Source organism: Syntrophales bacterium, from assembly GCA_030655775.1.
In the GTDB taxonomy this organism is placed as follows: domain Bacteria; phylum Desulfobacterota; class Syntrophia; order Syntrophales; family JADFWA01; genus JAUSPI01.
Window position 1 is genome coordinate 1 of record JAUSPI010000038.1, and the last position, 24075, is coordinate 24075.

At 43.3% G+C, this 24075-nt stretch carries 27 protein-coding genes; 19 read left to right on the plus strand and 8 right to left on the minus strand.

Annotation, left to right across the window (positions count from 1 at the left end):
- The 12 genes from Q7J27_02050 to Q7J27_02105 form a co-directional block, all read left to right on the plus strand.
- The coding region (locus Q7J27_02050) for a hypothetical protein (protein ID MDO9527922.1) at positions 1–431 on the plus strand (431 nt) is incomplete at its 5' end.
- A gap of 307 nt (positions 432–738) precedes the next feature.
- Positions 739–972 carry a hypothetical protein gene (locus tag Q7J27_02055; GenBank protein ID MDO9527923.1) on the plus strand — a complete coding sequence of 78 codons (234 nt, stop codon included), beginning with the start codon at positions 739–741 and terminating at the stop codon, positions 970–972.
- A gap of 24 nt (positions 973–996) precedes the next feature.
- The gene (locus Q7J27_02060; protein ID MDO9527924.1) at positions 997–1935 is read left to right on the plus strand and encodes an ACP S-malonyltransferase; all 939 of its coding nucleotides are present in this window, start codon (positions 997–999) and stop codon (positions 1933–1935) included.
- Positions 1936–2035: 100 nt separating this feature from the next.
- Entirely contained in the window at positions 2036–3229 is a 1194-nt protein-coding gene (locus tag Q7J27_02065) for an acyl-CoA dehydrogenase family protein (GenBank protein MDO9527925.1), read from the plus strand.
- Between the two features lie 6 nt (positions 3230–3235).
- On the plus strand, positions 3236–4252 hold the full coding sequence (locus tag Q7J27_02070; protein ID MDO9527926.1) for a 3-oxoacyl-[acyl-carrier-protein] synthase III C-terminal domain-containing protein: 1017 nt from the start codon (positions 3236–3238) through the stop codon (positions 4250–4252).
- A 130-nt stretch (positions 4253–4382) separates the two neighbouring features.
- Complete coding sequence (fabA, locus tag Q7J27_02075; GenBank protein ID MDO9527927.1) at positions 4383–4973, plus strand: bifunctional 3-hydroxydecanoyl-ACP dehydratase/trans-2-decenoyl-ACP isomerase; 591 nt, start codon at positions 4383–4385, stop codon at positions 4971–4973.
- A gap of 295 nt (positions 4974–5268) precedes the next feature.
- Positions 5269–6000, plus strand: coding sequence for a 3-oxoacyl-ACP reductase family protein (locus Q7J27_02080; GenBank protein MDO9527928.1), 732 nt, complete (start codon positions 5269–5271; stop codon positions 5998–6000).
- Positions 5990–6466, plus strand: a complete 477-nt coding sequence (locus Q7J27_02085) for a beta-hydroxyacyl-ACP dehydratase (GenBank protein MDO9527929.1) — start codon at positions 5990–5992, stop codon at positions 6464–6466. The genes Q7J27_02080 and Q7J27_02085 overlap by 11 nt, the downstream gene beginning before the upstream one ends.
- Complete coding sequence (locus Q7J27_02090; protein ID MDO9527930.1) at positions 6456–7733, plus strand: beta-ketoacyl-[acyl-carrier-protein] synthase family protein; 1278 nt, start codon at positions 6456–6458, stop codon at positions 7731–7733. The genes Q7J27_02085 and Q7J27_02090 overlap by 11 nt, the downstream gene beginning before the upstream one ends.
- Before the next feature lie 294 nt (positions 7734–8027).
- Positions 8028–8273, plus strand: coding sequence for a phosphopantetheine-binding protein (locus tag Q7J27_02095; GenBank protein MDO9527931.1), 246 nt, complete (start codon positions 8028–8030; stop codon positions 8271–8273).
- Positions 8274–8281: 8 nt separating this feature from the next.
- The gene (locus Q7J27_02100; protein ID MDO9527932.1) at positions 8282–9103 is read left to right on the plus strand and encodes a lysophospholipid acyltransferase family protein; all 822 of its coding nucleotides are present in this window, start codon (positions 8282–8284) and stop codon (positions 9101–9103) included.
- Positions 9027–9668, plus strand: coding sequence for a 4'-phosphopantetheinyl transferase superfamily protein (locus Q7J27_02105; protein MDO9527933.1), 642 nt, complete (start codon positions 9027–9029; stop codon positions 9666–9668). The genes Q7J27_02100 and Q7J27_02105 overlap by 77 nt, the downstream gene beginning before the upstream one ends.
- On the opposite strand, the gene smpB is transcribed toward Q7J27_02105, so the two are convergent.
- Both smpB and Q7J27_02115 read right to left on the minus strand, forming a co-directional pair.
- Positions 9649–10110, minus strand: a complete 462-nt coding sequence (gene smpB, locus Q7J27_02110) for an SsrA-binding protein SmpB (protein MDO9527934.1) — start codon at positions 10108–10110, stop codon at positions 9649–9651. The two genes, Q7J27_02105 and smpB, sit on opposite strands and share 20 nt — an antisense overlap.
- A gap of 136 nt (positions 10111–10246) precedes the next feature.
- A complete protein-coding gene (locus Q7J27_02115) occupies positions 10247–10987 on the minus strand; it encodes an ATP-binding protein (protein MDO9527935.1) in 741 nt (246 codons plus the stop codon).
- Positions 10988–11286: 299 nt separating this feature from the next.
- On the opposite strand from Q7J27_02115, the gene Q7J27_02120 reads away from it, so the two are divergent.
- The 4 genes from Q7J27_02120 to lspA all read left to right on the plus strand — a co-directional run bounded on the left by Q7J27_02120 (position 11287) and on the right by lspA (position 16666).
- Positions 11287–11577: a co-chaperone GroES gene (locus Q7J27_02120; protein MDO9527936.1), complete on the plus strand. Its 291-nt coding sequence runs from the start codon at positions 11287–11289 to the stop codon at positions 11575–11577.
- 27 nt (positions 11578–11604) lie between these two features.
- A complete protein-coding gene (gene groL / locus Q7J27_02125; protein ID MDO9527937.1) occupies positions 11605–13248 on the plus strand; it encodes a chaperonin GroEL in 1644 nt (547 codons plus the stop codon).
- Positions 13249–13379: 131 nt separating this feature from the next.
- The gene (gene ileS, locus Q7J27_02130; GenBank protein MDO9527938.1) at positions 13380–16169 is read left to right on the plus strand and encodes an isoleucine--tRNA ligase; all 2790 of its coding nucleotides are present in this window, start codon (positions 13380–13382) and stop codon (positions 16167–16169) included.
- Complete coding sequence (gene lspA, locus Q7J27_02135) at positions 16169–16666, plus strand: signal peptidase II (GenBank protein ID MDO9527939.1); 498 nt, start codon at positions 16169–16171, stop codon at positions 16664–16666. Before ileS ends, lspA begins: the two co-directional genes overlap by 1 nt.
- A gap of 170 nt (positions 16667–16836) precedes the next feature.
- Here the strand turns inward: lspA and Q7J27_02140 are convergent, their stop codons facing one another.
- The 6 genes from Q7J27_02140 to Q7J27_02165 all read right to left on the minus strand — a co-directional run bounded on the left by Q7J27_02140 (position 16837) and on the right by Q7J27_02165 (position 21807).
- On the minus strand, positions 16837–17118 hold the full coding sequence (locus tag Q7J27_02140) for a type II toxin-antitoxin system Phd/YefM family antitoxin (GenBank protein MDO9527940.1): 282 nt from the start codon (positions 17116–17118) through the stop codon (positions 16837–16839).
- A 219-nt stretch (positions 17119–17337) separates the two neighbouring features.
- Positions 17338–17847, minus strand: coding sequence for a 3D domain-containing protein (locus Q7J27_02145; GenBank protein ID MDO9527941.1), 510 nt, complete (start codon positions 17845–17847; stop codon positions 17338–17340).
- Between the two features lie 42 nt (positions 17848–17889).
- Complete coding sequence (locus Q7J27_02150; protein MDO9527942.1) at positions 17890–19191, minus strand: TRAP transporter large permease; 1302 nt, start codon at positions 19189–19191, stop codon at positions 17890–17892.
- Positions 19188–19673 carry a TRAP transporter small permease gene (locus tag Q7J27_02155; protein ID MDO9527943.1) on the minus strand — a complete coding sequence of 162 codons (486 nt, stop codon included), beginning with the start codon at positions 19671–19673 and terminating at the stop codon, positions 19188–19190. The genes Q7J27_02150 and Q7J27_02155 overlap by 4 nt, the downstream gene beginning before the upstream one ends.
- 425 nt (positions 19674–20098) lie before the next feature.
- Positions 20099–21139, minus strand: a complete 1041-nt coding sequence (locus tag Q7J27_02160) for a TRAP transporter substrate-binding protein (GenBank protein ID MDO9527944.1) — start codon at positions 21137–21139, stop codon at positions 20099–20101.
- Between the two features lie 311 nt (positions 21140–21450).
- Positions 21451–21807: a hypothetical protein gene (locus Q7J27_02165; GenBank protein MDO9527945.1), complete on the minus strand. Its 357-nt coding sequence runs from the start codon at positions 21805–21807 to the stop codon at positions 21451–21453.
- Positions 21808–22067: 260 nt separating this feature from the next.
- Between Q7J27_02165 and hisI the strand changes: the two genes are divergently transcribed.
- From hisI to hisB, 3 genes are read left to right on the plus strand one after another with little or no spacing between them, the layout of a single operon-like run.
- On the plus strand, positions 22068–22442 hold the full coding sequence (gene hisI / locus Q7J27_02170; GenBank protein MDO9527946.1) for a phosphoribosyl-AMP cyclohydrolase: 375 nt from the start codon (positions 22068–22070) through the stop codon (positions 22440–22442).
- Positions 22439–23311 (plus strand): ATP phosphoribosyltransferase, encoded by an 873-nt coding sequence (gene hisG, locus Q7J27_02175; GenBank protein MDO9527947.1) that lies wholly within the window; start codon positions 22439–22441, stop codon positions 23309–23311. The genes hisI and hisG overlap by 4 nt, the downstream gene beginning before the upstream one ends.
- A gap of 48 nt (positions 23312–23359) precedes the next feature.
- Entirely contained in the window at positions 23360–23947 is a 588-nt protein-coding gene (hisB, locus tag Q7J27_02180) for an imidazoleglycerol-phosphate dehydratase HisB (protein MDO9527948.1), read from the plus strand.
- The last annotated feature ends 128 nt before the right edge of the window (positions 23948–24075 follow it).

Consider the following 24075-nt stretch of genomic DNA (forward strand, 5'->3'; position numbering starts at 1 on the left):
ACAGAATCGTACGAACGTGTGTGAGAGATAATGTAACTGATATGCGGGATGCTCAAAGAGTTCTTGACCGTGAGATCCACAGATACAATTACCGTCAGATTCATTCTACAACTCAGGAGGTTCCTTACTTTCGTTTTCAAAGAGCACTGGAGGAAAAGAGGTCTTTATTCCGAGAGTTTAGAGTAAGACCAACTTATCAATCTGTGAAAGATATCTTTTGCCTGCGGATAGAAAGAACTATTGATTCTTATAGAAGAATATCTGTTAATAATCTGCAGCTGAAGGTTAATAATGCCACTCCAGGAAAAAGGGTAACGCTTCGTATTTATCCTCTGAACAAGGATATATCTGAGGTTAGATTCTGGTGTGACGATAACCTTATCGATATCCAGAGAGTTAAGAACAGCGATCTGAAGGGTGTTCACTTTTAATCTTTAAACAGTTCACTTTTAAAATTTAGCTAACAGAATTTTTTACTGTGTAGTTTTATTTCCACTGTGAAGGAAATTACACATTATGAGCCCTAAAAAGTCTGATGTGATAGTTCTGGACAAGAGGGTTTTAATGAGGAGTCATTCAATAAGTACAATAGGTTACAGTGTTTGGAGACATTTGTGGTATGCTTTGGCATAGATAGTGCTTAGTCGAGGAGTGTTAGTGCTGATGATAGTTTTATAAAATTCACCAAAAATTCTCAAAGGCTCTGGGACTTTTGGTTTCACGTTGTGAAAGGGCAAAATGATGCAGGAAATATTAACCGCTGTGACTTATCTGGTTGTTTGGTTTGTTTGCGAAAAGGTTATTGGTATTGAGAGTGGATTGACCAAGCTTTTTATTTCGTTGGGTTCTGCTGTGGGTGTTTATATATTGATGGCGGTTAAAGAACGTAAGGAGAGTTTTAAAAAATACAATTCTTCCCCGTATCAAGTACGGGCCAAGTTCTTGCTCGAAACAATTTTTCGACAATTCTAATATATTTAAAAGGAATCGGTTATTATGATAAAGCAAGAAATAGCAGTGGTTTTTCCCGGTCAGGGGTCTCAGCGCTTCGGTATGGGAAAGGACTTTTATGACAATATTCCGGTGAGCCGTGATACCTATCGTGAGGCTTCTGATGCGCTCGGATGGGATGTGGCTGCCATGTGCTTTGGCACGGATGAGCGGCTCAATCTTACTGAGTATGCTCAGCCGTGCATTCTGACAACCGAGATTGCTATGCTGCAGGGCTTGAAATTTCTATATGACTTTTCACCTTCGTTTTTCGGGGGTCACAGTCTCGGTGAGTATACAGCCCTTGTTGCTGCGGATGTCCTGCCTTTGTCAGATGCTCTCAAGGTTGTGCAGATTCGTGGCAACCTTATGCAGGAGGCAGTACCTGTGGGGGTTGGATCTATGTCTGCGGTCATTTCAGACAATATAGATGTAAATATGATCAATGATATCTTAGTGGGTATTCCTGTTGATGTTGCGAATGTAAATTCTGCAGATCAGGTTGTAATCAGTGGAGTATCCAGTGCCATGCCAGAGGCGGAAAAACTTCTTATGGCTTCAGATAAAAAACGGACTTTCCGATTTGTACCTCTTGATGTAAGTGCACCCTTTCACAGCTACTTTATGAGAGCAATTGAAGAGGCCTTTAAAAAGACATTGCATACTCTGAAAGAGAAATTAACACCAAGCGGTGCAAAGAAAGTAACTTCAAATTATACCGGTGGGTTTCATTCAGATAAACTTGATGAGATAGTTGACGGGTTGGTGTCTCAGTTAAGTAACACAGTACGGTGGCGCGATAATATGCGTGTCTTGGCTTCTAAGGCAGACAGAATATATGAGGTTGGCCCGGCCCGCCCGCTGAGAAGCTTTTTTAAGACCATCGGTGTGAAGTGCTCGTCAATCACAACACTGTCAGCAGCAAAACGAGTATTTGAAGATTAATTAAGTAGTAGTAAACTATTGGCTTTCAGCAAGAACGAAGAATTAAGCGGAAGGCTATTTTTTTGTCTTACTGATGACAGAACGTAAAGGAGAATTTGTTATGGATTTTAGTCTTACCGAAGAGCAGCACGATTATCTTGATACTATTCGCAAATTTGTCAAAAACGAGATACTCCCAGACGTCATGAGAATGGATAAAGAGCATGTTTTTCCACGGGAGATAATCGATAAGGCATGGGAGCTGGGGTTATTGAATCTGTGTATCCCTGAATCGATTAAAGGTTATGAATTGAATTCTGTATCAGCAGCACTCATAATAGAAGAATTATCCTATGGTGATACAGGAATCTCGACATCAGCCATGTGTAATGATCTGGCGAATGTTGTGATTTCTCAACAGGGAACTGACGAACAGAAGGAAGAGTTCCTTACACCTTTTGTCGAGGCACCTCTTCTTGCATCTTTTTGTCTTACAGAACCTGGAGCAGGATCTGATAATTCTGCAATGACGACATATATAAGAAAGAGTGATGACGGAAAATATGTCCTGAACGGGGATAAATGTTTTATCACAAACGCTTCTTATGCCTCCCAGTTTACCGTGTTTTGTAAAGTAGGGAAACCGACGAGCCAGTTAATGGCCTGTCTCGTTATCCCTACAACCCATATCACAGACGAAAAGGTAAGTCCTAATGGAAGTAGAGAACTTTTCTTAAAAAATGGAGGGAAAATATTTACCGGTAAACCGGAGGATAAGCTTGGACAATGTTTGTCAAATACTGCAAGCGTAACATTTGAGGATGTCGTAGTAGATAGTCATCAGATCATTGGTGACAGGCGGAGAGGGTTCAATTATCTGATCGGCGTCCTTGATTACGCAAGACCGATGATTGCGGCTATCGGGGTCGGTCTTGCAAGAAGAGCGTTTGATATAACGTTGGAATATACAAAGGAACGCAGACAATTCGGGCAGAGAATTTGTGACATGCCGGTGGCGATGGACATGTTGGTGCAGATGTGGAAAAAAGTAGAACTGGCTGAGCTGGCACTTATGAAAGCAGCCGTTATGGTACAAGAAGGAGATCCTGCCAGAGGCAGATATGCGTCACTGGCCAAAAATGCTGGAGCAGAAGCGGCTCTTTTCTGTGCCAACGAAGGACTTCATCTTCATGGTGGTTACGGGTTTATGTCAGAGTATGAAATTTCAAAACTGGTAAGGGATGCCCATATCATCGATATTTATGAAGGGGTTAGGGAAGTTCAAAACATGATAATTGGTCGTGAATTGGGGTGATATTAAATGCATAATTCATCGGATAAACTGTATCTCCATGGCATGGGTCATTTTCATCCTGAGAATGTCATATCCAATAAGTTCCTGGAGGATCTGGATATCGGCACCAGCGAAGAATGGATTTTGGAACGTGTCGGTATTAATAACCGCCGTACGGTACTTCCACTGGATTATATCAGGGCAACAAAAAACAAAGATCCGAGGGAGGCAATTGAAGCAGCGGTGTATACCAATGCACAAACTGCGGCTGCAGCTGCTCGGATGGCGCTTAAACGAGCAGGATTGAAACTGGAGGACATTGGTCTGGTCATTTCGGGAAGTTCTGTCCCGGATTATGCATCTCCAGCGGAGGCGACCACAGTGGCTGCAGAACTGGGGATTGAAGCACCATGCTTTGACCTCAACTCAGCATGTACCAGTTTTGGCATGCAGATTAACTTCCTCTGGATGATGAAGCCGGAGTCCTTGCCCCCTTATGTTTTGATTGTTAATCCTGATAATGTTACCCGCTGTGTGGACTATTCCGATCGTAGCGCAGCTGTTCTCTGGGGAGATGGTGGTACCGCAACGATAGTTTCCGCATCTGTTCCTTCGAGAATGGGATTTGTTGGATGTAGTTATGACTCGAGGCCTTCTTCCTGGGATAAAGTGGTTGTTCCCCGTATGGGATATTTCCATCAGGAGGGAAATGCGGTACAGGGGTTTGCCATTCGCAAAACCACAGAGTGTCTGCGTGAACTGCAATCATCCTTTTCGGTGAATTCAGGACGATTAAAATTTATAGGGCATCAGGCTAATCTTGGCATGCTGAAGACTGTGTGTCAGCGTTGTGGGATTGAGGAGAGTAATCATTGGCATAATGTGGCGGACTTCGGAAATACGGGATGTGCCGGTGCGTCAGGTGTTTTAAGCCAGCACTGGGACGATCTGCTTCCTGGAGTTTGTGTTGCCATGGCGATGGTAGGGTCCGGGTTCACCTGGGTTCATATGATGCTGGAAGTTGAAGCAAGCGGTCAGCAATAACCATGGTAAGCGTTTGGCAGTCAGTATTGATGAAAATGCATGGCGAGGGCATTGCCCGTTTAGCCTGTTAATTTTTGCAAATAGTGCATCGAAGAGCCTTTCGATTTCTTATGAAAGCCGGGGTTGATTGATGAAATATATAGAATTTATGGAACAAGATCATTTTGAATTGAAGGATCTGCTCGCTTTTTCTCACGGGAATCTCGTGGAAGATCCACCTGATGGCTTTGATGCTCATCTTCCTACGCCACCTTTTCTTATGATGGATCGCATTACTTCTTTCAAAAGTAACGGCAGCAGGGGGTTCATTGTAGCTGAACAGGACATAAAACTTGACGCCTGGTATTTCCAGTGCCACTTTCTCGGTGATCCTGTGCAGCCGGGGTGTCTCTGTGTGGATGCCATTTGGCAATTATTAGGTTTTTACTGTGTCTGGCGTGGATCATTGGGTGCCGGCAGGGCGCTTGGTTGTGGGGAAGTTTCTTTCGACGGGCAAATCCGCCCTTATAATAAATGTGTTCGATATGAGATAGAGGTAAAGCGCTACTTTCAGCAGAAAGAATCGGGGGCAAGTGTGGTTGTAGGAGACGGGAGTGTTTTTGTAGATGACGAACTGATCGCGGTTGTAAAACAGGCCCGGAGCGGAGTTTTTAGTGGAATAACCTATCCGGATTATCCGAAGAGATCCCAAAATTCTGTAGGTGGAATGGTAAAGATCTGAAGTTTGACAGTCTCGTAAAAAGTCTTTTAGGAGCGAATTCGAAGAATAACGTAAGTAATTTAAGCATTTTGGGAAAAAGATGCTGATAATGGCCGGCGTTAAGAAAATCTAACTGTTTGAGTGCGTTAGCACGAGTTTTAGATTTTTAGCCGGGCAATAACGGCATCCACAAAATGGTTCTGAGCGAAGAAAATGGACTTTTTACGGGTGCATCAAGTTTGAGGATCTGAGATTAAAACCAAGGGGAACAAATACAGCTAAGCGTGAGACGTGAAACTTTTAAGGGGAAGGATTTATGAGTGAAAAACCGATAGCTTTAATAACCGGTGGCGGTACGGGGATTGGTGCAGCGTGTTCCCGTGCACTATCGAAGGAAGGATTTCGTATAGGAATTAACTACATAAGCGTTGTTGAGAAGGAATTAAGAGAAGTTCTTTCTCAAATTGAAGACGGTTTTCTCGTTGAAGCCGATCTCACTGATATTGATCAGGTGGAAGAGATGGTCAAGTTCGTACAGCGTGAGGAAGGCCGTGTAGATGTCCTGATTAACAATGCCGGAATATCGATAAACAGAGACATAAACACGATGAAGATTGAGGAATTTGATCTGCAGCGCTCGATACAACGGGGTGCCTGGTACTTGACCAAAAGAATATTGCGCCTTTTTATGCTCCGCAAGAACAGTGGTAGAATAATTAACATTTCCAGCGTCGTAGGACACACGGGCAATGCCGGTCAGATTCCATACACCATGGAAAAAGCTGCTATTGATGCCTTTACGAAATCTCTGGCAAAGGAATTATTCGGGCGCAACATCCTTGTCAATTCAGTAGCACCTGGCTTTATAGATACAACTCTGACACAAAACCTTCCTGAAGAGGTAAAGCAGGGGATACTTGCGAATATTCCATTGGGCAGGTTGGGTAGTTCTGAAGAAATTGCTGATGTTGTGGCGTTTCTCGCCACGCGCGGTTCTTACATTACCGGTAGCGTAATTCATGTAAATGGTGGTCTTTATGGCGGCTGATAAAAAAACCATGGAAGAGGTGCTCAAGGCTGTACCCCAGCAGAGTCCGTTTCGGTTTATTGATGAGATACTGGAATTGAATGATGAATACATTGTTGGGGCATATCGTTTTCGTGAAAATGAATTTTTTTATCAGGGTCATTTTCCCGACCATCCGATCACGCCCGGGGTGATTCTTATCGAAACAATGGCGCAAACAGGTGTCGTTGCCTTCGGTATTTACCTGCTTATGAAGCAAAATGTACTTAATAAGCAAACAGGGAAGATGATAACCCTTTTTACTCTTGCTGATGATATAGAGTTTGCAGGTATCGTCAGTCCGGGGGAGCGGGTTATAATAAGAGGCGAAAAGGTTTATTTTCGCAGAGGAAATCTTAAAACGCGGGTTGGTATGCAGAGGGAAAATGGTCAGATAGTATGCTCCGGGATACTGGCCGGCATGGGGAGTAATTTCAATGCGGAATAGAGTCGTAGTGACGGGAATGGGAGTCGTGGCTCCCAATGCCCATGGGTTGGGTGCTTTCGAAGATGCCCTGCGGGAGGGGCGATCAGGAATCCGATTTATTCCCAAACTTGAGGAATTAAAGTTTTCCTGTCAGGTAGGTGGAGTGCCGCAGGGTTTTGATAATATTCGCGTAAAATATTTTGATGAAGAAAAACTTTTGTCTATTAACGACAATATAGGGTATGCGTCTGTGGCCGCTATTGATGCCTGGGTTGATGCGGGCTTTAAGGTGCCGCCTTCCAACAGCGGCAATGCTGACTGGGATACCGGGGCTGTTATTGGCTCTGGAATCGGGGGTATGGACACGATCGGGGAGAAAATTGTTCCGATGGTTAATGCCGGGAAGGTCCGCCGCCTTGGGAGTACCATGGTTGAGCAGGTAATGAATAGCGGAGTAAGCGCCAGCATTGCCGGTTTGTTGGCATTGGGCAATCAGGTTACATCGAACTCTTCGGCGTGCAGTACGGGAACTGAAGCAATGTACGATGCTATGAAGATCATTCGCATGGGGTTGGCAAAGCGTATGTTGGCTGGTGGATCTGAGGGATCATCTCACTATATATGGGCTGGTTTTGATTCCATGCGCGTACTCAGTCGGAAGTTTAATGATCGTCCGGAGGCGGCTTCCAGACCTATGAGCGCGACGGCAAGCGGTTTCATTCCCGGTTCAGGCAGTGGTGTATTGATGCTTGAGGAACTGGAGAGTGCGAAGCAACGTGGCGCCCGGATTTATGCGGAGATCATTGGCGCTGCAGTCAATTGTGGGGGTCATCGCAACGGTGGTACGATGACCGCACCTAATCCGGAAGGAGTGCAACGCTGCATTAAAAGTGCCGTTTCTGATGCCGGTATCTCTCTACAACAAATTGATGCAATAAGTGGTCACCTGACTGCTACATTTGCCGATCCTGGCGAGGTTGAAAATTGGTCGAAGGCACTGGAACGGGGGCCTGAGACCTTTCCATATATCAACTCTACCAAGTCAATGCTCGGCCATTGTCTTGGAGCGACTGGAGCGATAGAAAGTATTGCGGTCATTTTACAATTATGTAAAGGGTTCCTGCACCCGTCCATCAATTGTGAGGATGTACATCCGGAGATTGCCGCTTTTGCAGATAAGATTCCGCACACAGTCATGGAGTATCCGGACTTGAAAATCATTGCCAAGGCGAGTTTCGGTTTTGGCGATGTTAACAGTTGCTTGATCTTTAAGAAGTGGGAAGAATAACCATGACGGTTTTTGCCGGTCAGATAGTGTTGCTAATTCCACCAATAAAATGAGAGTTTTTAGGAAGGTGTCACTTTGAGGGAATGCCTTTCGGATTTCCCTCAAAAACGTATAACAAGCGAATTCCTGAAAATAACGGGGAATTCCTTGCGTTTGGAAGGTTCCTTGTGGCTTGCTGCAGGGAACTATAAATTTGTTTTAAAACCAAGGTGTCAAGAAATTCGTCTCTGATGGATTTCGAGATGTTTGCAGGTTCTGCAAACATCTCTTAAAATTTAATAGGAGTTTGAAAAAATGGATGAGAAAATATTGAAGGAAATAGTTGAGATTCTTAAACCTTACACAAAAGATGTGGCCGTGCTTGAGGCCGCCACAAAAGATACCCATATCTTAGACGACCTGCAGGTTAACTCTGCACGACTGGTGGATGTCATCATTAAATGTGAAGATGTCTTCGGTATCGAGATAGATGATGATGAAGCGGATAAAATCAGGACCATCGGTGATGCTGTAGGAGTTATCGAGGCTAAATTAGCGTAGGACAGACAATGAAAAGTCGCGTAAAATGGTTATTGTGTCTTCAGTATTCCCTGGGACGGTTGGCCGTTTTTGTAGTTGCCCCCCTTTCTTATCTTGCTTTTATATTTATGGGATACAGGGTAAGGGATTTGAAGAAGCTAAGGAAGGAATGCCTTATTCATTTCAGAAAACATAGGGGGCCTTGGCTTATCTGCCCAAATCATCTGACCATGATAGATTCAGCGATTCTGGCGATAGCAATGCTGCCGTTATATCGTTACATGCTTCAATATAGATTGCTTGCATGGAATCTTCCCGAAAGTGCGAATTTTCAGCGCAACTTATTCTTGGTCATTATATGTTATTTGATGAAATGTATCCCTGTCAGCCGCGGTGGTGACCGGGATGAAATGAAATCTGTTCTGGATAAGTGTGATTATGTCCTGAACAGAAAGCAGAGTTTGATGATATTTACCGAGGGAGGGCGTTCACGTACCGGTCGGGTAAATATGGAAACTTTTTCGTATGGAGTGGGCCATTTTGTTAAAAACCATGAGGATTGTCATGTGATGTGCGTATATATGCGTGGCGATCATCAGGATGCCTACAGCAACATTCCCAAGATTGGTGAGCGTTTTACCATAAGCATAGAGACATTTAAACCCCAAGCAAAATACAAGGGGCTCCGGGCACAGCGGGATTATGCCGGGCAGATAATAAAGCGCTTGTCTTCAATGGAGGAAACCTACTTTGCAACGTGTTGGCAACGACATAGTGGATTTGACCAGTCCAGGCACCAGGAGAAAGAGTCAGGATATACGCTTCATAAACCGGGTTTTCACTCAAGGTGAGCAGAAGCAAATATTTAGTTCGGCCAACCCGGATGTTATGCTCTGGGCATTGTGGGCCGGAAAGGAATCAGCTTACAAGGTTGTCAGTAAATCTTATCCTGCTGTTCCTTCCGTTCCCCGTGCATATAATGTAAGTTTTGATGGGGATGTGATGCAATTGAGCAGAAGTTGTTCCGGTCATTACACCTTGTCAGGAGCTGTGAGTACGCCGTGTGGTTCAATTCTCATCAAAACTTTCCAGACACATGATTCTATCCATTGTATTGGAGCGTCAGGATCACCTGAGGGTGTAGATTCAGTTATCTGGGGAGTAAAGCGTATAAGTAAGAGCTTGAATGCCTCGCCGCATTTTGAATCATCTGCTGTACGTGAGGCTGCAAAAAGGCACCTGTCATTATATTTGAATCGGAAACCTGGTGAGATTGGAATTCGCCGTCCAAGAGGGGCACGCGGTCTGGGGGCTCCAATCGTCTATGTAAAAGACCGCCGTGCAGCGGTTGACATCAGTCTCAGCCACGAAGGTGAATTTGTGGCCTACGCGTTCGCTACCGGTTCTTTCTCCTGAATTCCTTTTCCATATCCCGGCTATCAGCTTTGGCCTTGAGGGTCTGGCGCTTGTCGTGTAGTTTTTTGCCTTTACCGGTGCCTATCTCTATCTTCACTTTGCCGTTTTTAAAGTATGCTTTTAGAGGAATCAGGGCCAGTCCTTTTTCCCTTGTCTTGCCGTAAAGTCTTTTAATTTCCCTTTTATGGAGGAGCAGTTTTCGTGTTCTGAGCGGGTCGTGGTTTTCCCTGTTGCCGTGCGAATAGGGACTGATATGCATGTCGTATAAATAAATCTCCTCATCATTTACCCGGGCGTAGCTGTCCTTGAGATTACCCTTGCCCTGGCGCAGGGCCTTCACTTCCGTGCCAACAAGAACAATGCCTGTTTCATATGTGTCTTCAATGAAATAGTTTCGCCTTGCCATCTTATTCTGGCATATTATCTTTTCAGAGCTTTTCATTTTTTTGAACCAATTCAGATGCACTCGTAAAGCTTGTTACTGGTTAAAACTTCGCCTGCGGCGAATCCCGATATCCAGTATCGAGCATCTAATTTCCCCTTTGTGCCTATGTGCCTTTGGTGCTTTGTGCCTTATTTTAAAGCAGGTAATCGGTCTTTACGTTACTCATCGCCTTGAAAATATTCTCCTTAATATCCTTATTTTCTTTTTCCAGCTCATTCAAGAGTTTCTTGATATACATTCTCCGGGAGACCTTGCTTGTGGGACAGCTGTTCTCGATAGCGGGCAGCTCACATTCTTTCGCATACTTCTTAATTAGATCTTCCCTTATATATGAAAGAGGTCGAACGATATGCAGTTTCCCCCCGAAGACCGACTGATTGGGTGTCATGGTACTGATTTCGCGTGCGTAAAAAATATTGAGAAGAAGTGTCTCTATTATATCATCCTTATGGTGAGCAAAGGCAATTTTATTACAACCTGTCTCGTCGGCCATTTCAAATATCCTTTTTCTCCTCAGTCGTGAACAGAGAAAACAGGGATTCTTCTTATTGTAATCGCTGTGGGCAAGAGGGCCTATGTCAGATTTTTCTATTATATAGTCATAACCGTTTTTTTTAAAGTGTCTTTCCAAAAGTAAATGATTGCCGTCATCGTTGTCGAAGCCGAGATCGATGTTAACTGCCAGCAGGGGAAATTTGGGAACAGCAAGATACGTCGGGCCGCTGAGGAGATCAAGTAACACAAGGCTGTCTACACCTCCGGAGACGGCAACAAGCACCCTGTCTCCCTCCTCCAGCATGTTATATTCTATAATCGCCTTCTCCATCCATTTCTTAAGATGAAGAAAAAGCTTTGTTTTTTTATTTACTGCCACGGCTGATTTTCTCTCAATAAATAAGCATTCAGCTATCAGCCGCCGAGCTTTCAGCTCAACCGGATATCATATTGTTTTTTTTTGTTTTGCTGATAGCTGATTACTGATCGCTTATATCTATTTAACATATTGGAAGTAAATATTCTATGGGATTATAATTCTTTTAAACATTCGATAGTTTATTTTTGAAATATTTTCCCCCATCGCTTGACATAGTGGAATTTGTGTTTAATATAGTGCTGATTGCAACTAAAGAGGTTAGTTAAGAATATCATAATTAAGAGAGGAGAGAGTTAGAGATGAAAATTAGACCATTGTATGACAAAATTCTTGTTAAGCGTCTGGAAGATGAGGAAAAGACAAAAGGGGGAATCATAATTCCCGATACTGCCAAGGAGAAACAGGCAGAGGGCGAGATAGTCGCCGTAGGAAAAGGAAAAAAAACCGAAGAGGGTAAGTTGGTGAAACCTGATGTTAAACCTGGCGAAAGGGTGCTTTTCAGCAAGTATTCCGGAACAGAATTCAAGATAGATGGAGTCGAATACATTATTATGAGAGAAGACGACATTCTCGGAGTGATTGAAAAATAATTAATCTGTAAAGGGGAGGAAGAATTAATGGGAGCAAAGATACTTCAATATGATGAAGAGGCCAGGAGGTCAATTCTTGATGGCGTTAACAAGCTGGCTGATGCTGTAGTAGTGACTTTAGGCCCTAAAGGCAGGAATGTTATTTTGGAAAGGTCTTTCGGTGCACCCATGGTAACGAAAGATGGCGTAACAGTTGCCAAGGAGTTTGAACTGGCAGATAAATTTCAAAACATGGGTGCACAGATGGTAAAGGAAGTGGCCAGTAAGACGAGTGATGTTGCGGGTGACGGAACAACAACTGCAACCATTCTTGCCCAGGCTATTTACAGAGAAGGGGCAAAGGCTGTGGCCGCTGGAAGCAACCCGATGGAAATTAAAAGAGGCATCGAGAAAGCCGTTGAAATAGTGGTGGAAGAGCTTAAAAAAATGAGCAAACCTACCAAAGATCAGAAGGAGATAGCCCAGGTTGGGACCATTTCGGCCAATAATGATGAAACCGTAGGGAATATTATTGCTGAAGCTATGGGCAAGGTAGGCAAAGAAGGTGTTATAACCGTCGAGGAAGCAAAAGGGCTGGTAACCGAACTGGAAGTTGTGGAAGGTATGCAGTTTGACAGGGGCTATCTTTCCCCTTATTTTGTCACTAATGCGGAGAAGATGGAAGTCAATCTTGAAGACCCCTATATACTTATTCATGATAAAAAGATTGGCAATATGAAAGATCTCCTTCCCGTTCTGGAGCAGATTGCCAAGACGGGAAAACCGTTCTTGATTATTGCCGAGGATATTGACGGGGAAGCATTGGCTACTCTTGTCGTCAATAAAATCCGCGGTACACTCCACGCTGCTGCCGTTAAGGCTCCGGGATTTGGTGATAGAAGAAAAGCTATGTTGGAAGATATTGCCGTTCTTGTCGGCGGAAAGGTTATCTCGGAAGAGATGGGTTCCAAGCTCGAGAATGCGCAGATGGAGGATCTTGGTAATGCCAAGAGAATTACGATAGATAAAGATACTACGACGATAATAGATGGTGCCGGTGACAGGGCAAGTCTTGAAGGGAGAGTCAAGCAGATCAGGACTCAAATAGAAGAGACCACTTCCGATTATGATAGGGAGAAGTTGCAGGAAAGACTGGCAAAGCTTGTTGGAGGTGTCGCTGTGATTAAAGTTGGTGCGGCAACAGAGACAGAGATGAAAGAGAAAAAGGCAAGAGTGGAAGATGCACTCAATGCTACCCGTGCAGCCGTGGAAGAAGGAATCGTTCCCGGTGGCGGAGTTGCCTACCTGAGAACAATTCCTGCTCTTGATAAACTTAAACTTGAAGGTGATCAGCAAATGGGGGTAAGGATTGTCAAGAAGGCAATGGAAGAACCGCTGAAAGCGATAGCAAACAATGCGGGTATGGAGGGCAGTATTGTTGCGGAGAAAGTTAAGGAACGTGAAGGTGCCTTTGGTTTCAATGCCCAGACAGAGCAGTACGAAGATATGATTGAAGCAGGTATTATTGATCCGACCAAAGTAACCAGGTATGCCCTGCAGAATGCTGCGAGCGTTGCTTCTTTGATGATTACGACTCAGTGTATGATTGCTGAAAAGCCTGAAGAGAAGAGGGGCATGGATATGTCTTCAGGAGGAATGGGCGGAATGGGCGGAATGGGTGGAATGATGTAAGCCGTTGCCGCTTCAATTAACGCATAAAAAAGCCCCTGCCGTAAGGCAAGGGGCTTTTTTTGTTCTACTTTTACTTGAAAGTATCATTTGTCTGTGATAGTTGTGAGCCGTCTTAAACATAGGAGATTTAAATGAATTACAAAGATACCTTGAACCTGCCGAAGACTGATTTTCACATGAAGGCGAATCTCTCCCAAAAGGAGCCTGAAATACTCAAGTTTTGGGAAGAGATAGATATTTACAAAAAAATAAGGGAGGCATCAAAAGGGAGAGAGACTTATATCCTCCATGATGGCCCGCCGTATGCGAACGGAGATATACATCTTGGGACTGCCTTGAATAAAATCATCAAGGACATGGTCGTAAAATCTAAGAACATGTCGGGATTTGACAGTGTCTTTGTTCCGGGGTGGGATTGTCATGGACTTCCTATAGAACATGAGGTGGACAAGGAGCTTGGTGATAAGGCGCTTTCACTGCACCAGGCAGAAAAGAGACGTCTCTGCCGGGCTTATGCTGAAAAGTTCGTTGGTATACAGCGGGAACAATTTAAGCGGTTGGGTGTATTTGGGGAGTGGGACAATCCCTATATCACCATGGACTATGATTATGAGGCAACGACCGTCGAAGAGCTGGGGAAACTTTTCTTAAATGGTGATGTCTATAGGGGGAGCAAGCCTGTTTACTGGTGTGCAACGTGTAAGACCGCCCTGGCGGAGGCGGAAGTTGAATATGATGATCATACGACTCCCTCCATCTATGTAAAATTTCCACTAATATCTGATATATCTTCCGTCCGGCCGAAACTCAAAGATAAGAAGACCAGCGTGGTAATCTGGACGACAACCCCGTGGACACTTCCTGCCAATCTGGCGATCGCTTTCCATGAGGATTTTACGTATGTTGCTGTGAAGGTTGAGGGAGAAACCTTAATCCTTGCTAAAGATTTGCTCGATTATTGTATGGATGCTTTCGGCTATAACGGTAAGGATTATGAAGTCCTGGATGAATTTGCCGGTTCCGTGATGGAAGGGTTCAAGTGTAAGCATCCCTTTATTGACCGTGAAAGCGTTCTTGTCCTTGCTCCTTTTGTCACACTGGATGCGGGGACGGGGTGTGTTCATATTGCCCCAGGTCATGGACAGGAAGATTATGAAATAGGATTGAAATACGGGCTGGATAATTATGCCCCGGTTGACGATGATGGAAAGTTTACACCGGATGTCGATTACTTTAGCGGAGAGTTTGTCTTCGATGCAAATGATTCGGTTAATAAGAAACTGAAGGAGGTTGGGGCACTGCTCGGACTGTCGGATATTGTCCATTCCTATCCTCACTGCTGGAGGTGCAAGAACCCCATTATATTCCGGTCAACTGAACAGTGGTTTATTTCCATGGATAAAAATAGGCTCAGGGACAATGCCCTGAAAGCGATAGATAGTGTTGAGTGGATACCCTCCTGGGGTCGTGACAGGATACATGGGATGGTAGAGAACAGACCTGACTGGTGTATATCACGTCAGCGTTCGTGGGGAGTTCCTATTACTGTATTTTATTGTGAAAATTGTAAAAAAGATTTGATGACAAAGGATATATTGGATCATGTAGTCCAGCTGATAAGAGAATATGGCGCTGATGTTTGGTTCGAAAGAGAAACCGAAGACTTGCTGCCCGGGGGAACGGTTTGTCCCGTTTGTCACGGAAAGGACTTTAAGAAAGAAACAAATATATTAGATGTATGGTTTGATTCAGGTGTAAGCCATGCAGCAGTCCTGGAAAAACGGAGTGACCTAAGATCTCCGGCAGATATGTATCTGGAAGGGAGCGACCAGCATCGAGGGTGGTTTCACTCCTCACTTTTGGAGTCTGTAGGGACCAGGGGGGTGGCACCTTATAAAAGCGTTCTTACTCATGGTTTTGTGGTCGATGGGGAAGGGAAAAAGATGTCCAAGTCGGTTGGTAATGTGATTGATTCCAAGGAAATCATCGATCAATACGGTGCGGAGATTCTCCGGCTCTGGGTTGCTGCCGAGGATTACAGGTCTGATATCAGGATTTCTGATGAGATACTGAAACGTCTTGTCGACGCCTATAGAAGAATTCGCAATACGAGCAGGTACATATTGGGAAATCTGTATGATTTTCATTGTAAGAAGGACATGGTTCCCTATGATGAAATGGAGGGGATTGACAGATGGGCGCTCCATAGACTTACCGAGGTTATACAGCGGGTAACTAAGGCGTATGATAATTATCAGTTTCACATAGTTTACTATACTCTCTATAATTTCTGCACGGTTGATCTGAGTTCTCTTTACCTGGATGTCTTGAAGGACAGGCTCTACACCTCAAGGCCTGCATCGAAGGCGCGGAGATCCGCTCAAAGTGCCATGTATTTAATGCTTGATTCAATGATAAGGCTCATGGCGCCGATCCTCACCTTTACTGTGGAGGAAGTATGGGCGAGTCTGCCTAATTACGATGGGAAGGAAGAAAGTATTTATTTGACGCAATTTCCTGAGGTTAATCTCGAGTATTTAGATGATAATTTGAATGAAAAGTGGAAAGCCCTGATTTCCCTGAGGAGCGAGGTTTCCAAGGCTATAGAAATTGCCAGACAGAAGAAGGTGGTAGGGCATTCCCTCGATGTTTGTGTTGAAATGTTTGCCCCGGAAAAGCTTCGTAAATTTTTAGTAGAGTGCCGCGAAGAGATAACGACCCTCTTGATTGTATCTCAGGTCAATATTATTGATAGGGATGAGATCAAAGATCCATACCGGAGTGATGAATTTGATGGGTTGAAAATAGGGGTTTCAAAGGCCAGTGGGGAGAAATGCGAAAGGTGCTGGATCTATAGCGAGACGGTAGGGGTGGATGGTAATCATCCAGTAATTTGCGAGAAGTGCCTTGGAAATCTCTAATGAAAAAAAGATATTCATTTACTTTTGTTGTTGTGGCATGTGTTGTACTTCTTGATCAGATTACCAAGTTTTTTATAAGTTCAAACATGTCCATTTATGATTCGTTTCCTGTCATAAATGGTCTCTTCAATATAACCTATATCAGGAATACCGGTGCCGCCTTCGGGTTTCTTGCCAATGCCTCGCCAATGATCCGCTCCTTTTTCCTTATTGGAGTAACCATTGCTGTCATACTGTTGATTATATACTATATCTGGAAGATCAAGGCCGAGGAGAAGTTTTTTACTTTCCCCCTTTCTCTTATACTGGGTGGGGCGGTAGGGAATCTGATTGACAGGATACGTTTTGGAGATGTAGTCGATTTTCTTGACTTCTATATAGCTTCTTATCACTGGCCTGCCTTCAATGTGGCAGATTCCGCTATCTCAATCGGAGCTATTATCCTTTTCTTTGAAGTATTTAAGAAAAAAGATAAAACGATGTGCAGTAAGGGGTGAGGGTTGAGATGTTTGTATAATCACTGTTTTGGTCATTGCAAGGAGCAAAGCGACGCGGCAATCTTTTTTGATAGCGGTAAGTTAGAGATTGTTTCACATTCGTTCCCTTTAAAAATTATCTCAATATTGCCTCTATTACTCTGTAAATCGTCTTGAATTCCTTTGAATTTTCATCGGGAAACCTTTTTGAGAACTGTTTCCAGTGCTTTCTCGTGTGGAATTCCCTTGCCATCTTTAATTTGAGATTCTCCCTTCTGAATATCCTCCAAGAGTTCCAGCCTTTGAAGCAGCGCTTCGAATTCACCTACATCGATCAGTACTGCCGCACTTTTACCGTGATGAGTGATGACAACCGGTCGCTTTGATTGTTGAACTTGGTGAATGCACGATGCCGTGTGTGCTCTGAATTCTGATAGAGATTTAATGTCCTTGTCAAGCAAAAGCCGTTGCATAAAAACCTCCCTTACCTTATAAATATTGTACAATATATGTTGCTATTTATAGTCCGGATGTCAATAAATATTTGTAAATAAGGAGAGTATTTTTGAATAAGGTTGATTAAGAGGTGATTTATAATGCGAAGCTTGTCATTTATTTCTGTGCGGAACCTGAAAATACGGAATGAGGAGTATGTTTGAATATTGTGGCAAGAAGCTGAATGCTTACTCCCATTACCTTATGATAGTAACGTCCAGGTATTTTCTGCCCCATTCCATGGCGTCATCGCGGTCTTTGAAGAATACATCGATATGCTTTCCCTTGATGGCGCTTCCCGTATCGTGAACCACACCCCAGCCGTAGCCGGGGACATACATTCTGGTACCGTAAGGATATAATCTTATATCTGCTGCTATAGTTCCCTTCTTTGCTTTGGTGCCGTCGGAGGTAATTCCCACCTTTTTTCTCTTTCCCTTATTTGGTCCGTAAGCATAAACGGCCGGCCCGATACATCCATACTTCTTTTTCCACCCGCATGATTCCTGGCCTGCGTCATAGGCGGTTACAAGCATCCTTGTGACCTCCTCTCTCCGTTCTTTTTTGGGAAAGAGGCAGCATCCGCAAAGGGAAAAGATGATTATGATGAGAATGATATGAACGGGGAGAATCCTTGTTCTCAAGCTGGTCATGATATGTGTTCCTGAGTGCTTTTTCGGAAAAACTACCACAATATTTTCTTTCATTTCAAGTTAAAACGCACATAGGATGAAAAGGACAGATCGTGTTTACCGCATCAGGTTGGGAAGGAAGAGGGCGATTTGGGGGAATTGGATCAGAAGAAACGTTCCTACTATTAATGCCAGGAGAAATGGCAGGACACCTTTAAAGATAACCTGGAGTGGCACGTCTCTGGCCACACCGCTGACGACATAGACGTTAATTCCGACCGGTGGGGTAATCACGCCGATCTGGGTTATTAGGACAATTATTACTCCAAACCATATCGGATCATAGCCGATGAGAATGACCACCGGATAGAAAATGGGCACAGTCAGCGTAATAAGTGCCAGGGCATCGATGAAACATCCACTTATCAGGTATAAGAGGATGATCAGTCCCATGATGGCAAAAGGCGGTGCGTTGAATCCTGATATCCAGTTTGAAATATCAAAGGGGATCCTTGTAACGGCAAGAAAATGTCCGAATATGGTGGCGCCTGCCACTATTACAAGTATCATACATGAGATTCGTGTCGTTTCAGAAAGAGACATGACAAAGCTCTGCCAGGAAAGGTTGCGCCTGATAATGGCAAGGAGAAGGGTGCCGAAAGCGCCAATACCCCCTGCTTCTGTTGGCGTAAAGAATCCTATAAAGAGCCCCCCCATCACTAAAATGAAAAGAATTAGCGTCTCAATTAGTCCTGAGAGGGATGCTATTTTCTCTCTGAAGGTTGTTTTGGGACCTCTTGGAGCTAATTCCGGGTTCAGATATGTCCAGATGATTATAGTTAGAATAAAAAGTATTGTAAGGAGCAGTCCCGGCAGGATGCCTGCCATAAACAGTTTACCTATGGATTGTTCTGTCATAATTCCATAGATGATGAAGATAACGCTTGGCGGTATGAGTATACCGAGACTCCCGCCCGCGGCAACCACACCCGTTGCCAGTCCCGCTTTATAATTGTATTTCTTCATTTCGGGGAGTGTAACTGCTGCCATGGTAGCTGCTGTTGCATTCGTAGAGCCGCAAATCGCAGCGAAGCCGGCACATGCCCCTACCGCGGCAATAGCAAGCCCTCCGGGCCAGTGTCCCATAAATTTGTATGCCATGTCAAAAAGTCTGCTGCTTATTCCTGCGTGATATGAAAGCTGTCCCATAAAGACGAACAGCGGTATGACTGTCAGATTATATGACCCGAATACTGAAAAGATGTCCTTTGCGACGAGATTCATTGCTGCGTCAAAGGAGACTAAATAGCCGAATCCCAGAAAACCGATTATAGCCATGATAAAACCGACCGGTATTCTGGAAAAAATGAGCAGAACGAGGGCAGCGAGACCGATTAAACCTACAATTGTGGGGGTCACTTTAGTACGGTCCTTTTTAGTGATTTAAAAAAATCTGTCAGTAATACCACGCAGAGCATCCCGGAACCTACGGCTATTCCGTAGACAAAGGGATAAATCGGCATCTGCAGTGTCAGCGAGACTTCTCCGGTATGCATCAGGTTCGATGCATACAACATGCTCTGCCATGTTATCAAGCCAAAAAGGGCTGTACCGAGGAGGGAGTTGATACCGTCAATAACAATTTGCGCCGTTTTAGGGAGTTTTTGAACGATGAATTCAACGGAGATATGTCCCCGCATTACTGAGGTGTGGGCCAGGGAGAATGAGACAACGATGGCCCCTAAAAGGCCAACCATTTCATAGGTGCCGGGAATCGGGTGACGGAAAAAACGTAAAATGACATCTGCACATGTAAGTACCATCATTATTACAACTGCCGCCGCCGCGACCAAGTTAAATTTCTGAGTTATTGAAAGAATTGATTTTTCTAAACGGGTCATTGATTTTTTATCTGTTGTTTCTCATTTTCTTCCATTCGGGGAATGGGCAAAACCACATTTTTCAGCTTTTCAAAGGTCTATTTAGTTTGATTTTATATGTATGATAAAGGCACAAAGTACCAAAGGTAAAGAGGCACAAAGAAAGAAAAAAGTAATTCTACTGTAACTACTCAGGTATCCAGTAGTCTGGAGTCAGAAGTCAGGATAAAACAGTATGTACTGCTGATAATAAGCTGTTAATTTCTTCAATATGGAACAAATAATATCCCGCACGGTGAAATTCGAGTATTATTTAAGGTTTAAACCCTTTTGCCAGATGGTTTTTATTTTTCTTCTGTCTGCTGAATTCTGTCTCCCGATTCCTGAGCAGTTACATTTTACTTTGTGCCTTTGTGTCCCAATCTACCGCTTTTAGCCGATAGCAGTTACTTATAGCTCTTACGATATTTATTAATAAGGCGTTCTGTTTCCTTTGCTGCCTTTTCTCCCGGCAGCCCCTTTTCTTTGGTGGTCTTTATGTAATCATCTATCATAGGACTGACCGCTTTTTTCCACCTGAGATTTTCTTCTTTAGAAAGGGGAATTATCTTATTGCCAAGGCTTAAAGTATACTTGCGGCCTTCGGAATCGTTCAAATCCCAGACTTTCCCGTGGACATCAACCCACTCATTGCTCACATCTTCAAAGATTTTCTGTATATCCTTTGGGAGAGAGTTCCACTTCTTGAGGTTCATCACCACAAACATGGCAGTTGTGTAACCAACGCCATCGCATTCAGTTGTGTATTTTATGACCTCGCCCTGCTTCCATCCCTTGAGAACTTCAATAGGGCCAAAAGTACCCTCAACAACCCCTTTTTGTAGAGATTCATAGGTTGCGCCCTGTGGCATTGCCACCGGCACGCCACCGAGTGCCTCTACAACCTTTGCACTCAAACCGGTAGATCTTATTTTCATGCCTTTTAAGTCTTCCAATGTCCTGACTGACTTTTTTGTGTGGAGGAGGCCGGGTCCATGTGCGTGGATGTAAAGAACTTTTACATCATCAAGCTCTTTTGGCTTAATTGTTTTGGCAAATTCGTTGGCCACATGTGTGGCGACCTGACCGTTTGGATACCCGAAGGGGAGGTCAACAGCTTCCATTACCGGAAAACGTCCCCTTGTATAGGCAAAACATGACATTCCTATATCTGATATTCCATTGACAACTCCGTCGTAACACTGATTTGCCTTTGTCAGGGTTTCTCCGGGGAAAACGGTGATTTTTACCTTTCCATTGGTCCGTTTTTCTATTTCTTTTGCCCATGATACCCCAGCCTTGCACTGGCCATGGGTGGCGGGGAAGAAGATGCTGTAAGTGAGATCAACGTTAGCGGCCTTTGCATCGGAGATGCCGTACGGCATGATAGATGCTGCTAAAAAAGTTAAGGTTAATAATGTCAGCAAAAGTATATCCTTTTTTTTCATTTTGTCCTCCAGAGGTATTTTTTGAAAGTATCGACTCTCTTAAGATTGAAACACATTCATTAAAAGAAAAAAATACTATCATTTACTGTTTATATTGTAAACAAATTGGGAAAGCAAATTGATTATTTTTGGAAAGCCTGCTACCTATCTCTTCGAGACGGGCAACAGGCCTTAATACTTGTAAACATTAAGATAGGTGTGACTTTCATGTGGGTGCAAATTAGCTTTTATCATTGCCTTGGTGGTAATTGTTTTTAAAAAACAAGAAGGTTTTAGGTTTCCTTCCCGTTGATTTACGTAGTAAGAAAAGACTATTTTTCAGCTTTTTTCTTGATGTTCGTTTTTACCTTTTCAAGCTCTTCTTTGTATTTTTCTGCTTCGGCTTTTGCCTTTTCAAGGTCTTCTTGGGCTTTGCTTAACCGTTCCGCTTTGGCCTTTGTTTGTTCTAATTCTTTTTTGGTTTCCTCTAATTCTTTATCTTTATCTGCCTCTACTATATCCTCTTGCTGTTTGTCTTTAAATTCATCTATACCAACGTAGATTGCAAGCCCGCCTCCCAATAAAAGCGCAATGGGAATTCCACCGGCAAGGAGAACAAGAAATTGTTTCCACCAAAAGATAAGACCCAAAAAACCTAAAACTGCCGCTGCAACACCACCTGCTAACACTGTCATAGCTATAACCTCCTTTTATTGTAAAGATTTAGGATCAGAATAATAAATGTTCTGATAAAATCAGAGTTAAGTTCTACGATATTGCGATAGCAGAATAACTAACATAAAAAATATGTGTAGGCAAGACAAAAATCAAAAAAATATAATTCTTGATATAAAATATTTTTTCAACTATATTTAGGCGTTTAAACCAAAAGAAAACTCCATATTTTGGGTTTATAATGTGACAGTTTTAAGAAAGAAGGGGTTAATTTATGGTAGAGTTAAATTTTGAAAAGGGAGAGGGGCTTGTACCGGCTATTGTTCAGGATTATAGGACAAAAGATGTACTGATGTTAGCCTATATGAATAAGGAGTCATGGTCAAAGACCCTGGAGACGGGCAAAGCTACTTACTGGAGTCGATCGAGAAATACCTTGTGGGTTAAAGGTGAAACATCCGGCAATGTTCAGCTGGTTAAGGATATTATGATAGATTGTGATTCCGATACAGTTCTGCTTAAAGTAGAACAGGTAGGAGGAGCCGCATGTCATACCGGTTACAATACATGTTTTTATAGAAAGTTATCCAATGGGAAGCTGGAAGTTGTTGGAGAAAAAATATTTGATTCAGAGGAAGTTTATAAATGAAAAAGTTGAAATTGGGAATACCAAAAGGGAGCCTGGAGAAGAGTACTGTCGATCTCTTTGGAAAGGCCGGATGGAAAATTTCATACAACAGCAGGAGTTATTTTCCGGATATCGACGATGAAGACATTTCTTGTGCCCTTGTCAGAGCTCAGGAAATGGCGCGATATATTGAAGATGGAACACTTGATCTTGGCCTTACCGGGATGGACTGGATTGTAGAAAATGAGTCGGATGTTGTTGTAGTTCAGGACCTTATTTATTCAAAAGTTTCAGCAAGACAGGCAAGGTGGGTTTTGGTTGTAACAGAAGACTCTCCAATAAAGACAATAGAGGATATGGAAGGTAAAAGAATCTCAACGGAACTTGTCAATTTTACAAAGAGATATTTTAAGGAAAAGGGAATAAATGTTGAGGTAGAATTTTCCTGGGGAGCTACCGAAGCCAAGGTGGTTGAAGGTCTTGTAGATGCGATAGTTGAAGTAACTGAGACCGGGAGTACCCTGAGGGCCAACAAATTGAAAATCATCCATGAATTGATGAGGACGAATACCCAGTTAATTGCAAACAGAGAAGCGTGGGCAGATACTTGGAAGAGACAGAAGATTGAGCATATAAGAGTGCTTCTTGACGGTTCTCTCCGGGCCATGGGTAAGGTTGGAATAAAATTGAATGTTTCCAGGGAAAATCTTGGGAGTGTTATCCTTTTGCTTCCATCTTTGAAGGCACCTACCATATCTGAGTTGTATGGTGAAGATTGGTTTGCCGTGGAAACCATTGTTGACAAGGATATTGTCAGGGAATTAATTCCTCTCTTACAAGAGGCCGGAGCTGAAGGGTTTATAGAGTATTCACTTAACAAGGTTATCTGACCAAAACTCGATTTTTTAGATTCATCTTATCTGAAAGGATTGTTGATTATGGTAAGGAAAGCTAAAGTAGAGAGAAAGACGGCTGAAACAGAAATAGCAGTTGATGTGAATCTTGATGGGACAGGAAGTGGTGAAATATCAACCACCATACCTTTTCTCGATCACATGCTTAGCCTTATGGCAAAACATGGTTTTTTCGACCTTGTTCTGGAGGGGAGAGGAGATATCGATGTTGATTATCATCATCTGATTGAGGATATCGGGATCTGCTTGGGCAAGGCGGTAAAAAAGGCTTTGGGTAATAAAGAGGGAATTAGTCGCTATGGATCGGCTGTCGTTCCGATGGATGAAAGCCTCTGTAGAGTTGATCTGGATATCTCGGGTAGACCTTACCTTATTTTTAATGCGGAGTTTAGCCAGAAAAAAATAGGGGACTTTGATCCGGATCTGCTCAGGGATTTTTTTAAGTCTTTTTCTGATAATAGCGGAATAACCTTGCACATAAATGTCATATATGGTAGGAATAACCACCACATAGCAGAAGCTATTTTTAAGTCTTTTGCGCGGGCACTGAACATGTCAATTTTTATTGATGACAGGATAAAAGGTGTGCTTTCAACAAAGGGTAAATTGTAAGTAACAAAGAGTGCCTAAAGTGATCTAAAGTGTCTAAAGTGAACTAAAGTTAAGGATAACTATCTTTAACTTTAGTCACTTTAGTCACTTCAAACTTTAGACACTTCAACAGGGGGGGTGATACTCAT

What these genes read in the sequence shown, in the direction of transcription:
- lspA (MDO9527939.1), top strand. Translation starts at nt 16,169, where the DNA reads ATGAAAAAAAGATATTCATTTACTTTTGTTGTTGTGGCATGTGTTGTA.
- Q7J27_02120 (MDO9527936.1), top strand. Translation starts at nt 11,287, where the DNA reads ATGAAAATTAGACCATTGTATGACAAAATTCTTGTTAAGCGTCTGGAA.
- hisI (MDO9527946.1), top strand. Translation starts at nt 22,068, where the DNA reads ATGGTAGAGTTAAATTTTGAAAAGGGAGAGGGGCTTGTACCGGCTATT.
- Q7J27_02080 (MDO9527928.1), top strand. Translation starts at nt 5,269, where the DNA reads ATGAGTGAAAAACCGATAGCTTTAATAACCGGTGGCGGTACGGGGATT.
- Q7J27_02160 (MDO9527944.1), bottom strand. Translation starts at nt 21,139, where the DNA reads ATGAAAAAAAAGGATATACTTTTGCTGACATTATTAACCTTAACTTTT.
- ileS (MDO9527938.1), top strand. Translation starts at nt 13,380, where the DNA reads ATGAATTACAAAGATACCTTGAACCTGCCGAAGACTGATTTTCACATG.
- Q7J27_02145 (MDO9527941.1), bottom strand. Translation starts at nt 17,847, where the DNA reads ATGAAAGAAAATATTGTGGTAGTTTTTCCGAAAAAGCACTCAGGAACA.
- hisB (MDO9527948.1), top strand. Translation starts at nt 23,360, where the DNA reads ATGGTAAGGAAAGCTAAAGTAGAGAGAAAGACGGCTGAAACAGAAATA.
- smpB (MDO9527934.1), bottom strand. Translation starts at nt 10,110, where the DNA reads ATGAAAAGCTCTGAAAAGATAATATGCCAGAATAAGATGGCAAGGCGA.
- Q7J27_02155 (MDO9527943.1), bottom strand. Translation starts at nt 19,673, where the DNA reads ATGACCCGTTTAGAAAAATCAATTCTTTCAATAACTCAGAAATTTAAC.
- Q7J27_02095 (MDO9527931.1), top strand. Translation starts at nt 8,028, where the DNA reads ATGGATGAGAAAATATTGAAGGAAATAGTTGAGATTCTTAAACCTTAC.
- Q7J27_02065 (MDO9527925.1), top strand. Translation starts at nt 2,036, where the DNA reads ATGGATTTTAGTCTTACCGAAGAGCAGCACGATTATCTTGATACTATT.
- Q7J27_02090 (MDO9527930.1), top strand. Translation starts at nt 6,456, where the DNA reads ATGCGGAATAGAGTCGTAGTGACGGGAATGGGAGTCGTGGCTCCCAAT.
- Q7J27_02100 (MDO9527932.1), top strand. Translation starts at nt 8,282, where the DNA reads ATGAAAAGTCGCGTAAAATGGTTATTGTGTCTTCAGTATTCCCTGGGA.
- groL (MDO9527937.1), top strand. Translation starts at nt 11,605, where the DNA reads ATGGGAGCAAAGATACTTCAATATGATGAAGAGGCCAGGAGGTCAATT.
- Q7J27_02140 (MDO9527940.1), bottom strand. Translation starts at nt 17,118, where the DNA reads ATGCAACGGCTTTTGCTTGACAAGGACATTAAATCTCTATCAGAATTC.
- Q7J27_02085 (MDO9527929.1), top strand. Translation starts at nt 5,990, where the DNA reads ATGGCGGCTGATAAAAAAACCATGGAAGAGGTGCTCAAGGCTGTACCC.
- Q7J27_02060 (MDO9527924.1), top strand. Translation starts at nt 997, where the DNA reads ATGATAAAGCAAGAAATAGCAGTGGTTTTTCCCGGTCAGGGGTCTCAG.
- Q7J27_02055 (MDO9527923.1), top strand. Translation starts at nt 739, where the DNA reads ATGATGCAGGAAATATTAACCGCTGTGACTTATCTGGTTGTTTGGTTT.
- Q7J27_02070 (MDO9527926.1), top strand. Translation starts at nt 3,236, where the DNA reads ATGCATAATTCATCGGATAAACTGTATCTCCATGGCATGGGTCATTTT.
- hisG (MDO9527947.1), top strand. Translation starts at nt 22,439, where the DNA reads ATGAAAAAGTTGAAATTGGGAATACCAAAAGGGAGCCTGGAGAAGAGT.
- fabA (MDO9527927.1), top strand. Translation starts at nt 4,383, where the DNA reads ATGAAATATATAGAATTTATGGAACAAGATCATTTTGAATTGAAGGAT.